Origin of the sequence: Shewanella sp. 10N.286.54.B9, assembly GCF_041468565.1 — a bacterium.
Lineage (GTDB): Bacteria > Pseudomonadota > Gammaproteobacteria > Enterobacterales > Shewanellaceae > Shewanella.
This window is the reverse complement of the sequence record NZ_JBFRIY010000060.1, coordinates 1-15,733: the sequence shown is the minus strand read 5'-3', so window position 1 is coordinate 15,733 and position 15,733 is coordinate 1. Positions and strand designations below refer to the sequence as shown.

General features: G+C 44.9%; 12 protein-coding genes. All 12 read left to right on the top strand.

Features of this window, described 5'->3' with window-relative positions:
- Positions 1-304 precede the first annotated feature (304 nt).
- Positions 305-676, top strand: a complete 372-nt coding sequence (gene secE / locus AB4135_RS18850) for a preprotein translocase subunit SecE (protein ID WP_220739631.1) — start codon at positions 305-307, stop codon at positions 674-676.
- A gap of 9 nt (positions 677-685) precedes the next feature.
- On the top strand, positions 686-1,237 hold the full coding sequence (nusG, locus tag AB4135_RS18845; RefSeq protein WP_220739633.1) for a transcription termination/antitermination protein NusG: 552 nt from the start codon (positions 686-688) through the stop codon (positions 1,235-1,237).
- Between the two features lie 126 nt (positions 1,238-1,363).
- Positions 1,364-1,792, top strand: coding sequence for a 50S ribosomal protein L11 (rplK, locus tag AB4135_RS18840; RefSeq protein ID WP_020912128.1), 429 nt, complete (start codon positions 1,364-1,366; stop codon positions 1,790-1,792).
- Positions 1,793-1,796: 4 nt separating this feature from the next.
- Complete coding sequence (gene rplA / locus AB4135_RS18835; RefSeq protein WP_248976464.1) at positions 1,797-2,498, top strand: 50S ribosomal protein L1; 702 nt, start codon at positions 1,797-1,799, stop codon at positions 2,496-2,498.
- A 270-nt stretch (positions 2,499-2,768) separates the two neighbouring features.
- On the top strand, positions 2,769-3,266 hold the full coding sequence (rplJ, locus tag AB4135_RS18830) for a 50S ribosomal protein L10 (protein ID WP_371994985.1): 498 nt from the start codon (positions 2,769-2,771) through the stop codon (positions 3,264-3,266).
- A 56-nt stretch (positions 3,267-3,322) separates the two neighbouring features.
- Positions 3,323-3,688 (top strand): 50S ribosomal protein L7/L12, encoded by a 366-nt coding sequence (gene rplL / locus AB4135_RS18825; RefSeq protein ID WP_220739638.1) that lies wholly within the window; start codon positions 3,323-3,325, stop codon positions 3,686-3,688.
- 240 nt (positions 3,689-3,928) lie between these two features.
- On the top strand, positions 3,929-7,960 hold the full coding sequence (gene rpoB, locus AB4135_RS18820; protein ID WP_371994984.1) for a DNA-directed RNA polymerase subunit beta: 4,032 nt from the start codon (positions 3,929-3,931) through the stop codon (positions 7,958-7,960).
- Positions 7,961-8,044: 84 nt separating this feature from the next.
- Positions 8,045-12,259, top strand: a complete 4,215-nt coding sequence (rpoC, locus tag AB4135_RS18815; RefSeq protein WP_371994983.1) for a DNA-directed RNA polymerase subunit beta' — start codon at positions 8,045-8,047, stop codon at positions 12,257-12,259.
- Positions 12,260-12,448: 189 nt separating this feature from the next.
- A complete protein-coding gene (gene rpsL / locus AB4135_RS18810; RefSeq protein ID WP_012327264.1) occupies positions 12,449-12,823 on the top strand; it encodes a 30S ribosomal protein S12 in 375 nt (124 codons plus the stop codon).
- A gap of 81 nt (positions 12,824-12,904) precedes the next feature.
- Positions 12,905-13,375, top strand: coding sequence for a 30S ribosomal protein S7 (gene rpsG / locus AB4135_RS18805; protein ID WP_020912134.1), 471 nt, complete (start codon positions 12,905-12,907; stop codon positions 13,373-13,375).
- Between the two features lie 75 nt (positions 13,376-13,450).
- On the top strand, positions 13,451-15,547 hold the full coding sequence (gene fusA, locus AB4135_RS18800) for an elongation factor G (RefSeq protein ID WP_371994982.1): 2,097 nt from the start codon (positions 13,451-13,453) through the stop codon (positions 15,545-15,547).
- Positions 15,548-15,632: 85 nt separating this feature from the next.
- Positions 15,633-15,733, top strand: a 101-nt coding sequence (locus AB4135_RS18795; protein WP_371994986.1) for a GTP-binding protein, incomplete at its 3' end; no start/stop codon positions are given.

Below are 15,733 nucleotides of genomic sequence, written 5' to 3'. Positions count from 1 at the left end.
GATCGTTGCTTAATAGCGACCAATCTTAACGCAATACTGAAAAAGGCAGCTTAGGCTGCCTTTTTTGATTTTAATCGAAAGCTAATACTGATTTTGTTCACTAAGCTTAGCTTTGTATTCTTGCCAATTACGCGGAATAAGAATACAATCTATGGCCGATTTTTGACTCGCTGGATATACTTTTTTAGTGAGTGTGTTGAGCAGTCGTCAGTTTAGACTTAAGTCTGGCTGATTTTTTTACTGAGCAAAGTGCTATTTTATAGTATGTATAACCTCAGAACGTAGTGAGTAACGGAATTAACCGATGACAACAAATACTGAAAGCCAGGGTAACTCTCTGGATATCGTAAAGTGGGGCCTAGTCGTAATCTTCTTGGCTGCTGCTATTATTGGCAATCATTATTTCGCTGAAGCAAGTGTTGTTGCGCGCGCTTTCGGTGTTGTAATCGCCTTTGCTATTGCTGGTCTTATTGCGTCGCAAACAGAAAAAGGCAAGCAAGCGTTAACGTTTGCTCGTGAAGCACAGATTGAAGTTCGTAAAGTGGTATGGCCTACGCGTCAAGAAGCACTTAATACAACTTTTATTGTATTAGCTGCAACAGCCGTTTTAGGATTAATCCTATGGGGTATGGACGCAGTATTGCTTAGAATTGTTAATTTTATTACAGGCGTATAGGCATCTCGAATGACTGAAGCAACTGAAGCTAAAAAAAGATGGTATGTAGTACAAGCGTTTTCAGGCTATGAAGGCCGCGTTTGTAAATCTTTGAATGAACATATCAAAATGCACAGCATGGAAGATTACTTTGGAGAGGTTTTAGTACCTACTGAGGAAGTTGTTGAAATGCGTGCGGGCCAACGTCGTAAGAGCGAACGCAAATTCTTCCCTGGCTACGTATTAGTCCAGATGGAGATGAATGACGAGAGCTGGCACTTAGTGAAAAGCATCCCTCGTGTGATGGGATTCATTGGTGGCACGTCAGATCGTCCAGCCCCTATTTCAGATAAAGAAGCTGATGCTATTCTTCAGCGTCTTCAAGACACTACTGAGTCTCCAACGCATCGCGTTATGTTTGAGCCTGGCGAAGTTGTTCGTGTTACTGACGGACCTTTTGCTGACTTCAACGGTACTGTTGAAGAAGTTGATTATGAGAAAAACCGCGTTAAGGTTTCTGTTATGATCTTCGGTCGTTCAACACCAGTAGAACTTGATTTTAGTCAGATTGAAAAAAGCTGATTAAATAAAGCGCAAATACTGATTGGAAATGGGTGCGAATTTATATATAATTCGCACCCATATTTTTCGGGGAGCTTTTCAACATAGTGTTGATGGCGTTTGAACCCAAACTTGAGGAAATGTCTCATGGCAAAGAAAGTTGATGGTTACATCAAACTACAAGTAGCAGCCGGTGCTGCAAACCCGTCGCCACCAGTTGGCCCAGCATTGGGTCAGAAAGGTGTTAACATCATGGAATTCTGTAAAGCATTCAACGCTCGTACTGAAAAGTTCGACAAAGGTATGCCAATTCCAGTAGTTATCACTGTTTACACTGATCGCTCTTTCACTTTTGAAACAAAGACGCCACCTGCATCTTTCCTTCTGCTTAAAGCAGCTGGTCTGAAGTCTGGTTCTGGCCGTCCTAACACTGACAAAGTGGGAACTATCAAGCGTAGCGCTGTCCAGGAAATTGCTGAGACTAAAGCCGCTGATATGACTGGTGCTGATATGGACGCTATGATGCGCTCTATTGAAGGTACTGCGCGTTCAATGGGTTTGGTAGTAGAGGACTAATATAATGGCAAAGCTAACTAAACGCGCTCGTTTGATCCGCGAAAAAGTTGAAGTGACTAAGAACTACGACATCAATGAAGCCGTAGCACTATTAAAAGAACTAGCAACAGCTAAGTTCGTTGAAAGTGTTGACGTTGCAGTAAACCTTGGTGTTGATCCACGTAAATCTGACCAAAACGTTCGTGGCGCAACTGTGCTACCACACGGTACTGGTCGTGAAGTACGTGTAGCTGTATTCACTCAAGGCGCTAACGCTGAAGCTGCTACTGCAGCTGGTGCTGAGCTAGTCGGTATGGACGAGCTTGCTGCACAAGTTAAAGCTGGCGAAATGAACTTTGACGTAGTTATCGCATCTCCAGATGCAATGCGCGTTGTTGGTCAGTTAGGTCAAATCTTAGGCCCACGTGGTCTAATGCCTAACCCTAAAACTGGTACTGTAACGCCAAACGTTGCTGAAGCAGTTAAGAACGCTAAAGCTGGTCAAGTTCGTTACCGTAACGACAAGAACGGCATCATCCACACTACTATCGGTAAAGTGGATTTTGAAACAGCTCAACTTAAAGAAAACTTAGAAGCTCTACTTGCTGCTCTTAAAAAAGCCAAGCCAGCAGCTGCTAAAGGTGTTTTCCTTAAGAAAGTAAGCATCTCTACCACTATGGGTGCAGGTGTTGCGGTTGACCAGAGTACTCTGGAAGACGCTAAGTAAATTTACAAAGCTCGCGCATTAGTCTATAATGCGCGCACTTTGTAGGGTTGAGGCTATGATTTAATCTTTTAGGTTAAAGATTGGCCTCCGTCCAAGACCGTAGGTGTTGATTCAAGTAATCATCTTAATTTCCTACGTAGACGGTGTCGGACCCCAGATAGATTTTATTCTGCTGGATCTTTTCGCGCCGTAAGTCGCTAAATATCATTAGATATTTAGCATGGTAATTGCTAGGGAGTTTTCCCTAGATAGAATCCAGGAGTAAAGCCAATGGCATTAGGACTCGAAGACAAAAAAGCGATTGTTGCTGAAGTCGCCGAAGCTGCCAAAGGTGCTTTATCTGCAGTTGTTGCCGATTCACGCGGTGTAACTGTAGGTGATATGACCGGTCTTCGTAAAGCAGCTCGTGAAGCTGGTGTATACGTTAAAGTTGTACGTAACACACTAGTAAAACGCGCTGTAGCTGGTACTGATTTTGAGTGCCTAAGCGATACGTTCACTGGTCCTACTTTGATTGCATTCTCTAATGAGCACCCAGGTGCAGCAGCGCGTCTTCTTAAAGATTTCGCCAAGTCACAAGAGATGTTTGAAATCAAAGCAGCAGCCTTTGAAGGGGAATTAATCCCTGCAGATAATATTGATCGTTTAGCAAAACTACCAACATACGAAGAAGCACTAGCTCAGTTCATGATGACTCTAAAAGAAGCATCTGCTGGCAAGTTGGTTCGTACATTGGCCGCTCTACGCGATCAGAAAGAAGCTGCTTAATAATTTTATTAGCCGCTTAATTAAATTGAATTCAGTACAATTAGGAATTTTTTGTTATGTCTATCACTAAAGACCAAATCTTAGAAGCCCTTGCAGAAATGTCTGTAATGGAAGTTGTTGAACTAATCGAAGCAATGGAAGAGAAGTTCGGCGTATCTGCTGCAGCTGCAGTTGTTTCAGGTGGCGGTGACGCTGGCGCTGCTGAAGAGCAAACAGAATTCGACGTAATTCTTACTTCACATGGCGACAACAAAGTTGCAACTATTAAAGCACTTCGCGCTGCTACAGGTCTTGGCCTGAAAGAAGCTAAAGGTATGGCTGAATCTGCTCCAGTAGCAGTTAAAGAAGCTATCACTAAAGAAGAAGCTGAAGCTCTAAAAACTGACCTTGAAGCAGCTGGTGCTGCAGTAGAGATCAAGTAAGTTATACTTTAACTTACTACCACCCGAGTAATCGGGCGGAGGCTGGCGGTTTTTTAACCGTCGGCCTTTTTTGCGCTGTAAGCGTAGGCGATTTTTTTTTCACCGTTTGTCGCCAGATTTCGCAGTTCCTAACAGAGATTACTGGTTGGGTTCTTGCTATCAACGGTGATGGGCAAACGCGCTGTTTCAATCATAATGATTGTTTCAGTCTTGGTCACATCTCGCAATCAGAGGAAACCCATGGTTTACTCCTATTCTGAAAAGAAGCGTATTCGCAAAGACTTCGGTAAACGCCAGAAAGTTCTGGATATCCCTTACCTATTGTCAATCCAGTTGGACTCTTTTAAGAAGTTCACCGATCAAGATCCTACAGGTGAGCGTGGTTTTGAAGCCGCTTTCCGTAGCGTTTTTCCCATCAAGAGCTTTTCTGGTAATTCGGAGCTGCAATATGTCAGCTACAAACTAGGCGAGCCAGTTTTTGATGTGAAAGAGTGTCAAATCCGCGGTATTACATATTCTGCTCCACTACGCGTTAAATTGCGTATGGTGCTTTATGACCGTGAAGCTGCACCTGGCACTGTAAAAGACATTAAAGAACAAGAAGTTTATATGGGGGATATCCCTCTTATGACTGACAACGGTACCTTTGTAATTAATGGTACTGAGCGTGTTATCGTATCTCAGCTACATCGTAGCCCGGGCGTATTCTTCGATCATGACCGTGGTAAAACCCACTCTTCAGGTAAGGTGCTGTATAACGCACGTATTATTCCTTACCGTGGTTCTTGGTTAGACTTTGAATTCGATCCTAAAGATGCATTGTTTGTTCGTATTGACCGCCGTCGTAAGCTGGCAGCATCGATCATTCTTCGCGCATTAGATTATTCGACTCAAGATATTCTTGACCTGTTCTTCGATCGCGTAAACTTTAAAATCAAGCAAGATTCACTAGTCATGGATCTCGTTGCTGATCGTCTACGTGGCGAAACTGCAAGTTACGATATTAAAGATGCTGAAGGCACTGTTCTTGTTGAAAAGGGACGTCGTATTACTGCGCGTCATATCCGTCAGCTTGAAAAGACTAATACTACTGAACTTGAAGTACCAGTCGAGTACATTGCTGGTAAGATTTCTGGTCAAGACTACATCGATCCAGATACTGGCGAAGTATTAGTTTCTGCTAACGCAGAAATCGGCCTAGAAGATCTTGCAAAGCTTTCATTGGCAGGCATCAAGGAAGTAAGCACACTGTATATCAACGAACTTGATAACGGCGCTTACATTTCTGACACTCTACGTATTGATTCTACAACTAACCGCTTAGAAGCATTAGTTGAGATCTACCGTATGATGCGTCCAGGCGAGCCACCAACCAAAGATGCTGCAGAAGCGTTATTTAATAACCTTTTCTTCAGCGAAGAACGCTACGACCTATCTAAAGTTGGTCGTATGAAGTTCAACCGTCGTCTAAGTATTGATGACGACGAAGGTACGGGTATCCTTTCTAAAGAAGATATCGTTGCCGTGATGAAGAACATCATCGCCATCCGTAATGGTTTGGACGAAGTTGATGATATCGATCACCTAGGTAACCGTCGTATCCGTAGTGTTGGTGAAATGGCTGAAAACCAGTTCCGTGTTGGTCTAGTTCGTGTAGAACGTGCCGTACGTGAGCGTTTAAGCCTTGGCGATCTCAATGAGCTAATGCCTCAGGACTTGATCAACGCTAAGCCAATCTCAGCTGCAGTTAAAGAATTCTTTGGCTCTTCACAGCTTTCGCAATTCATGGATCAAAACAACCCGCTATCAGAAGTGACGCATAAGCGTCGTATTTCTGCGCTTGGCCCAGGTGGTTTGACTCGTGAGCGTGCTGGTTTTGAGGTTCGAGATGTACACCCGACGCACTACGGTCGTCTATGTCCAATCGAAACTCCTGAAGGTCCAAACATTGGTTTGATCAACTCGTTGTCAACCTTTGCGCGTACTAACAACTATGGTTTCCTTGAAACACCTTACCGTAAGGTTATTGATGGTGTGGTTACTGATGAGGTAGATTACCTTTCAGCAATCGAAGAAGGTCGCTATGTTATCGCACAGGCTATCGTTGAGTTAGACGAAAACAACCGCATGATGGATGAGCTTATTGCTTGTCGTCACAAAGGTGATTCTACCTTTATGGGCGCTGCAGACATCCAATACATGGACGTTTCGCCACAACAGATTATTTCTGTGGCGGCATCGCTAATTCCGTTCCTAGAACACGATGATGCGAACCGTGCATTGATGGGTGCAAACATGCAACGTCAAGCCGTACCTACACTTAAGGCTGATAAGCCACTAGTTGGTACTGGTATTGAGCGTACTCTTGCTGTTGACTCTGGTGTTGTTGTTGCTGCTAAACGTGGTGGTTACGTTGACTATGTTGACGCAAGCCGCATCGTAGTAAAAGTTGACGAAGCTGAGTTGACTCCAGGCGAAGCTGGTATTGATATCTACAACTTGACTAAATACACACGTTCTAACCAGAACACATGTATTAACCAACGTCCATGTTGTAGTGTTGGCGATCCAGTTGTCCGTGGTGACGTATTAGCCGATGGTCCATCTACCGATTTAGGTGATTTGGCTCTTGGTCAGAATATGCGTATCGCGTTCATGCCTTGGAACGGTTACAACTTTGAGGATTCAATCCTTATCTCTGAGCGTGTAGCTCAGGAAGACCGCTTCACGACTATCCACATTCAGGAGCTTTCTTGTATTGCTCGTGATACTAAGTTGGGTAGCGAAGAGATCACTGCTGATATTCCAAACGTTGGTGAGTCTGCGCTTTCTAAGCTAGATGAATCAGGTATCGTTTATATCGGTGCAGAAGTTAAGGGTGGCGACATCCTAGTAGGTAAAGTGACACCTAAGGGTGAAACACAGCTTACTCCAGAGGAAAAGCTTCTCCGTGCAATCTTCGGCGAAAAAGCATCTGACGTTAAAGATAGCTCACTACGCGTACCTAACTCTGTTAAAGGTACTATCATCGACGTTCAAGTATTTACTCGTGACGGCGTTGATAAAGATAAGCGTGCTGTTGAAATCGAAGAGATGCATATCGCTCAGGCGAAGAAGGATTTGACTGAAGAGTTCCAAATTCTTGAAGATGGTGTTCTTGGTCGTGCTCGCAACCTATTACTAGGTGCAGGTTTCGATGAAGCCCAACTTGACGCTATTCCACGTTCACAATTGTTGGTTCAAACCATCGATGATGAAGGTAAGCAAACTGAGCTAGAGCAATTAGCTGAGCAAGCGGAAGAGCTAAAAGCCGATTTCGATAAGAAGTTCGAAGTTAAGCGTCGTAAGATCACTCAAGGTGATGATTTAGCACCTGGCGTACTGAAGATTGTTAAGGTTTACCTTGCAGTTAAACGTACTATCCAGCCTGGTGATAAGATGGCGGGTCGTCATGGTAACAAGGGTGTAATCTCTAAGATTTGTCCTGTTGAAGACATGCCTTACGATGAAAAAGGTAACCCAGTGGATATCGTATTGAACCCACTAGGTGTACCGTCACGTATGAACATCGGTCAGGTACTTGAAGTTCATATGGGTGCTGCAGCTAAAGGTATAGGTAATCGTATTACTGAAATGCTGGAAGAGCAGCGCGAATTGGCAGAACTTCGCGGCTACATCAAAGAAGTTTATGAGCTAGGTGACGAAGTGCAACAGCGCGTCGATATCGATTCATTTACTGATGATGAAGTCCTGCGTCTTGCTAAAAACCTTAAAGGCGGTGTACCAACAGCTACACCTGCGTTTGATGGTGCCAAAGAGAAAGAGATCAAGCAGATGCTTGCTCTTGCAGGCCTACCGACTTCAGGTCAGCTAACGCTGTGTGATGGTCGTACTGGTAACGAATTTGAGCGTCAAGTAACCGTTGGTTACATGTACATGCTCAAGCTTAACCACTTGGTTGACGATAAGATGCACGCCCGTTCTACTGGTTCGTACAGTCTTGTTACTCAGCAACCATTGGGTGGTAAAGCACAGTTCGGTGGTCAGCGTTTCGGTGAGATGGAAGTATGGGCACTTGAAGCTTACGGTGCAGCATATACCCTTCAGGAAATGCTAACCGTTAAGTCGGATGATGTGAACGGTCGTACTCAGATGTATAAGAACATCGTCGACGGTAACCATCAGATGCAACCAGGTATGCCTGAATCTTTCAACGTATTGTTGAAAGAGATCCGTTCACTCGGTATTAATATCGAGTTGGATCAAAAGTAACACTTGGTTACTGCCTCTATTGGCAACGAAATAGGTGCTCTGCATTGTGCAGGGCACCCGGTTTAACTCCTTCAGGAGAGAAACGTGAAAGACTTATTAAAGTTTCTGAAACAGCAAAGCAAGACTGAAGAATTTGAAGGTATCAAGATCGGCCTAGCGTCGCCTGACTTGATCCGCTCTTGGTCTTTTGGTGAAGTTAAGAAGCCAGAAACCATTAACTACCGTACCTTCAAACCTGAACGTGAAGGTCTGTTCTGTGCGCGTATTTTTGGTCCAGTAAAAGATTACGAATGTTTATGCGGTAAGTATAAGCGTCTTAAGCACCGTGGTGTGATCTGTGAAAAGTGTGGCGTTGAAGTTACACAGACTAAAGTACGCCGTGAGCGTATGGGTCACATTGATCTTGCAAGCCCAGTAGCACATATCTGGTTCTTGAAGTCACTGCCGTCTCGTATCGGTTTGATGCTAGACATGACTCTTCGTGATATCGAACGTGTTCTTTACTTCGAATCTTTCGTGGTAATCGAGCCTGGCATGACCAGTCTTGAGCGCGGTCAAATGCTAACAGAAGAAAACTATCTGGATGCATTGGAAGAGTACGGTGATGAATTCGAAGCTAAGATGGGTGCTGAAGCAGTTCTAGAATTGCTACGTGCTATCGAGCTTGAGAAAGAAATTGAAATGATGCGCGAAGAATTGCCATCTATCAATTCTGAGACTCGTCGTAAGAAGATCACTAAGCGTCTTAAGCTTATTGAGGCATTCTTCCAATCAGGTAACAAGCCTGAGTGGATGATCCTTAAAGTGCTGCCGGTTCTGCCACCTGATCTACGTCCTCTAGTACCACTAGATGGCGGACGTTTTGCTACGTCTGATTTGAACGACCTTTACCGTCGTGTAATCAACCGTAACAACCGTCTAAAGCGTCTGTTAGACCTAGCTGCTCCAGATATCATCGTACGTAACGAAAAGCGTATGTTGCAAGAATCTGTCGATGCGCTATTGGATAACGGTCGTCGTGGTCGTGCAATTACGGGTTCTAACAAGCGTCCGCTTAAATCTTTGGCCGATATGATCAAAGGTAAGCAAGGTCGTTTCCGTCAGAACTTGTTAGGTAAGCGTGTTGATTACTCTGGTCGTTCGGTTATTACCGTAGGTCCAACTCTTCGCTTACATCAGTGTGGTCTTCCTAAGAAGATGGCACTTGAGCTATTTAAGCCATTCATCTATGGCAAGCTAGAAGGTCGTGGCTTAGCGACAACTATTAAAGCTGCTAAGAAGATGGTTGAGCGCGAAGTACCAGAAGTATGGGATGTTCTAGACGATGTTATTCGTGAACACCCAGTGATGCTTAACCGTGCGCCAACATTGCACAGACTAGGTATCCAGGCATTTGAGCCAGTACTAATCGAAGGTAAAGCGATTCAGCTTCACCCATTGGTTTGTGCGGCATACAACGCCGACTTCGATGGTGACCAAATGGCTGTGCACGTGCCGCTAACGCTGGAAGCTCAGCTAGAAGCACGTTCACTAATGATGTCTACCAACAATATCCTTTCGCCTGCAAACGGCGAGCCGGTGATTACACCATCTCAGGACGTTGTATTGGGTCTTTACTACACGAGCCGTGAGCGTATTAACGGCAAGGGTGAAGGCATGGCATTTGAATCAGTTGCGGAAGCTGAAAAAGCTTACCGTACTGGTGCTGCCGAATTGCATGCTCGCGTTAAGGTTCGTATTACCGAAACCACCATTAACGAAGCAGGCGAAAAAGTTAAGAATCGTCGTATCGTAGATACAACAGTTGGTCGTGCATTGCTTTCATTGATCCTGCCTAAAGGCTTATCTTATGATCTGGTTAACCAGAACATGGGTAAGAAGCAGATCTCTAAGCTATTGAACACTTGTTACCGTCAACTAGGTCTTAAAGATACTGTTATCTTTGCTGACCAATTGATGTACACCGGTTTCCATTTTGCAACTGTGTCTGGTGCCTCTGTTGGTATCAACGATATGGTTATTCCAGATGAGAAATACACGCTAGTTGCTGATGCTGAAGCGGAAGTTCTTGAAATTCAAGAGCAGTTCCAATCAGGTCTGGTAACCGCCGGTGAGCGTTACAACAAGGTCATCGATATCTGGGCAAGCGCGAACGAAAAAGTGTCTAAAGCGATGATGGACAACTTGTCTTCTGAAACAGTCATTAACCGTGACGGTGAAGAAGAGCAGCAAGAATCCTTCAACAGTATCTACATGATGGCCGATTCTGGCGCTCGTGGTAGTGCGGCACAGATTCGTCAGCTAGCAGGTATGCGTGGTCTGATGGCTAAGCCAGATGGCTCAATCATCGAAACACCAATTACCGCTAACTTCCGTGAAGGTCTAAACGTATCTCAGTACTTTATTTCTACTCACGGTGCGCGTAAAGGTCTTGCGGATACGGCATTGAAGACAGCTAACTCTGGTTACCTGACTCGTCGTCTAGTAGACGTTGCACAAGATTTAGTTGTGATTGAAGAAGACTGTGGCACGTTTGAAGGTCTAACAATGAAACCTCTTATTGAAGGTGGTGATGTTGTTGAGCCGTTGCGTGAACGTGTTCTTGGTCGTGTGGTTGCACAAGACGTATTCAAGCCTGGTACTGAAGAAGTGCTTATCCCACGTAACACTCTGCTTGATGAAGCATGGTGTGACACGGTAGAAGATAACTCTATCGATGAGATGATTGTTCGCTCAGTAATTAGCTGTGATACAGACTTCGGTGTGTGTGCTGCTTGTTACGGTCGTGATTTGGCTCGTGGCCATATCATCAACCAAGGTGAAGCGATTGGTGTTGTAGCTGCTCAGTCTATTGGTGAGCCAGGTACACAGCTTACGATGCGTACCTTCCACATTGGTGGTGCGGCATCTCGAGCGTCAGCAGAGAACAACGTTCAAGTTAAGAACGCGGGTACTCTTAAGCTGCACAATGCTAAGCATGTAACGAACAGCGAAGGTAAGCTGGTTATCGTTTCTCGTTCATCTGAGCTAGCCATCATCGATGAGCTAGGTCGTGAAAAAGAGCGTTATAAGGTTCCTTACGGTACGGTTCTAGAAAAACTAGAAGACGCACCTGTAGCAGCTGGCGAGATTATCGCTAACTGGGATCCACATACTCACCCGATTATCACAGAAGTGGCGGGTAGTACTAAGTTCGTAGATATGATTGAAGGTGTCACTATGACACGTCAAACAGACGAACTAACGGGTCTTTCATCTATCGTAGTATTAGATGTTGCACAACGTCCAACAGCTGGTAAAGAGATGCGTCCTATGATCCGTCTTGTTGCTGCTGATGGCGGTGACTTGATGATTCCTGGTACTGAAGTACCAGCGCAATACTTCTTGCCTGGCAACGCGATTGTGAACCTTGACGATAACGCACCAATTAACGTTGGTGATGCATTAGCACGTATTCCTCAAGAATCTTCTAAGACTCGCGATATTACCGGTGGTCTACCACGCGTTGCTGACTTGTTCGAAGCGCGTAAGCCAAAAGAGCCTGCTATTCTTGCTGAAGTATCGGGAACTATCTCGTTCGGTAAAGAAACCAAAGGTAAGCGTCGTCTAGTGATTACTCCTGCTGAAGGTGGCGATCATTACGAAGAGATGATTCCTAAGTGGCGTAACCTTAACGTGTTCGAAGGTGAAAAAGTTGAACGCGGTGAAGTTATTGCTGATGGTGCAGAAGCTGCGCACGACATTCTACGTCTACGTGGTATCCACAATGTGGCTAACTACATCGTGAATGAAGTACAGGATGTTTACCGTCTACAGGGCGTGAAGATCAACGATAAGCACATTGAGGTGATTATTCGCCAGATGCTGCGTAAGTGTGAGATCGTTAACGCTGGTGATAGTGAATTCCTAGCGGGTGAGCAAGCTGAAGTATCACGTGTGAAGATCGCTAACCGCGAACTTGAAGCACAAGGTAAGCAGCCTGCGACATTCGAGCGTGAACTTCTTGGTATTACCAAGGCGTCTCTTGCAACTGAATCGTTCATCTCTGCAGCATCGTTCCAGGAGACCACTCGTGTTCTTACTGAAGCTGCTGTTGGCGGTAAGAGCGATAAGCTACGCGGTCTGAAAGAAAACGTTATTGTGGGTCGTTTGATCCCTGCTGGTACGGGTTACTCATACCACCAGAAGCGTGCCGAAGCTGCTGTTAAACCAGCTGCTGAAGAAGCACCAGCAATTAGCGCTAGCGAAGCTGAGCAGAACCTTGCTGATCTACTAAATCTTGCTGGAAGTTCTGATTAATTCAGTCTGAAAAGTAAATAGATTGTAAAAAAGGCGCCTTTGGCGCCTTTTTTTTACTTTAAATCGGTTAAAAGTTGTCTATTTCTTGACACACACGCCATACACTTCTAAAATTTCGCGTCCCACACCTGTGGGATATAGATTTTTCACACCTTACTGTTGATTAAATCAACTGATTCGGAGCTATACATGGCAACTGTAAACCAGTTGGTACGTAAGCCTCGCGCGCCAAAAGTCGATAAGACTAATGTGCCTGCGTTGAATGCGTGTCCACAAAAACGTGGTGTTTGTACTCGCGTATACACAACCACACCAAAAAAACCTAACTCTGCACTACGTAAAGTAGCTCGTGTGCGTCTTACTAACGGTTTCGAAGTTACTTCGTACATCGGCGGTGAAGGCCACAACCTGCAGGAACACAGTGTAATTCTAATCCGTGGCGGTCGTGTTAAAGACTTACCGGGTGTGCGTTACCACACTGTACGTGGCGCTTTAGATTGTGCTGGCGTAAGCGAACGTCGTCAAGGTCGTTCAAAGTACGGTGCTAAGCGTCCTAAGTCTTAACGTTTTCCGTTAAGTAAGGCCAAGCTAGAGATATATTGAGATTCCAGTTTTGGGGTCCCTGAAGCATACGGAGAAATTGTTATGCCAAGACGTCGCGTTGTAGGACAACGTAAAATCCTACCAGATCCAAAGTTCAACAGTGAGTTGCTGGCTAAGTTCATCAACGTCATTATGCAGGACGGCAAAAAGTCGACTGCAGAAAAAATTATTTACAAGGCACTAGATACTGCGTCTGAAAAGAAAGGCGAAGACCATTTAGTAATCCTTGAAGCAGCCCTGGACAATGTACGTCCATCAGTCGAGGTTAAATCTCGTCGTGTTGGTGGTTCTACTTACCAGGTACCATGTGAAGTTCGTCCAGTGCGTCGTAACGCACTAGCGATGCGCTGGTTGGTTGAAGCTGCACGTAAGCGTGGTGAAAAATCTATGGCGTTACGTCTAGCCGGTGAAATGCTAGACGCATCAGAAAACAAAGGTACTGCTGTTAAGAAGCGCGAAGACGTGCATCGTATGGCAGAAGCAAACAAAGCGTTTGCTCATTACCGCTGGTAATATCTTGGCGCAGGCTTTTGCCTGCGCCTTACTTGCATTGCTAACACTCAGGTTTTAGCTAAGAGGGTATAAATCGTGGCTCGTACAACCCCAATTGAGCGTTATCGTAATATCGGTATTGTCGCTCATGTTGATGCTGGTAAAACCACTACCACTGAACGTGTTCTTTTCTACACCGGTATGTCTCATAAGATCGGTGAAGTTCATGATGGCGCAGCCACTATGGATTGGATGGAGCAAGAGCAGGAGCGTGGGATTACCATCACTTCAGCCGCAACGACTACTTTCTGGCGCGGAATGGAAGCACAGTTTACTGAACACCGTATCAACATCATTGATACTCCTGGTCACGTTGACTTCACTATTGAAGTTGAACGTTCTCTACGAGTTCTAGATGGCGCTGTTGTCGTTTTCTGTGGTTCATCTGGGGTAGAACCCCAATCTGAGACTGTTTGGCGTCAGGCTGACAAGTATCATGTGCCTCGTATGGTTTTCGTCAATAAGATGGACCGTGCAGGTGCTGACTTTGATAGCGTAGTCGAACAGATCCGTAACCGTCTTGGAGCGACTTGTGTCCCTATTCAAATGAATATTGGTGCAGAAGAAGAGTTCAAAGGTGTTGTTGATTTGATCAAGATGAAAGCAATTAACTGGTCTGAAGAAGATCAGGGCATGACTTTCACTTATGAAGATATTCCAGCTGAACTCACCGATAAAGCAGCAGAAATGCGCGAATATTTGGTTGAAAGTGCAGCGGAAGCTTCAGATGAACTGATGGAAAAATACCTTGAAGAAGGTGAGTTGACAGAAGTTGAGATCAAAGAAGCGTTACGTAAGCGTACTTTAAATAATGAAATCGTTTTGGCAACTTGTGGTTCTGCTTTCAAGAACAAAGGTGTGCAAGCGGTTCTCGATGCTGTGGTAGATTTTCTACCATCACCTGTCGAAGTTCCTGCAATCAGGGGCATAGACGAGAATGAGAAAGAGACCGAACGTCCAGCGGACGATAACGCGCCTTTCGCAGCATTGGCATTTAAGATTGCTACAGACCCATTCGTGGGTACCTTAACCTTTATGCGTGTTTACTCAGGTGTATTGGAAACAGGTGCTGGCGTTTATAACTCTGTTAAGCAAAAGCGTGAACGTATTGGTCGTATGGTGCAGATGCACGCTAATGACCGTCAAGAGATCAAAGAAGTGCGAGCTGGCGATATCGCTGCCGCTATTGGTCTTAAAGACGTGACTACTGGCGATACATTATGCGATAGCGACCATAAAGTAATTCTAGAGCGCATGGAGTTTCCAGAGCCTGTAATTACTATTGCCGTTGAACCAAGAACCAAGGCTGACCAGGATAAGATGGGGATGGCGCTACAAAAGTTAGCTGCTGAAGATCCGTCGTTCCGTGTTGAAACTGATGAAGAATCAGGTCAAACACTGATCTCTGGTATGGGTGAGCTACACTTAGATATCATCGTAGACCGTATGCGTCGCGAATTCGGTGTTGACTGTAATGTAGGTAAACCTCAAGTTGCATATCGTGAGACTATCCGCGCAAGCGTGGAAGTCGAAGGTAAGTTCGTACGTCAATCGGGTGGTCGAGGTCAATTCGGTCATGTTTGGTTGAAGCTGGAGCCTCAAGAAGAGGGCTTTGGTTACGAATTTGTCAGCGAGATTGTTGGTGGTGTTGTTCCTAAGGAATACATTCCAGCAGTAGATAAAGGTATTCAAGAGCAGATGAAGAGTGGCGTATTAGCTGGCTTCCCTGTTTTAGATATAAAGGTTACTCTGTTTGATGGTTCATATCATGATGTGGACTCGAACGAAATGGCCTTTAAAGTCGCCGGTTCAATGGGCTTTAAAAAGGGTGCTCTAGAAGCAGACCCTGCCTTGCTTGAACCTTGCATGAAAGTTGAAGTCACAACACCTGAAGACTATATGGGTGATGTGGTTGGAGACTTAAACCGTCGTCGTGGTCTTATTGAAGGCATGGATGATGGTATCGCAGGTGTTAAACTTGTGCATGCAACAGTACCGTTATCTGAAATGTTCGGTTATGCAACCGATTTGCGCTCTGCGACTCAGGGTCGTGCTTCATACTCTATGGAGTTTTTGAAGTACTCCGATGCACCGCAAAATGTTACTAAAGCAATAATGGAAGCTCGAGGCTAAACAGTCTCACTCTTTTATTGATATAATTAATTGCTATTGCTCGGTAAATAACGCCGAGCATTTTCTGAAAAGAAAGGAATATATCGTGGCTAAAGAAAAATTTGAACGTAGTAAACCGCATGTTAACGTTGGTACCATTGGACACGTCGATCATGGTAAAACAACGCTAACTGCTGCTATCTCTGC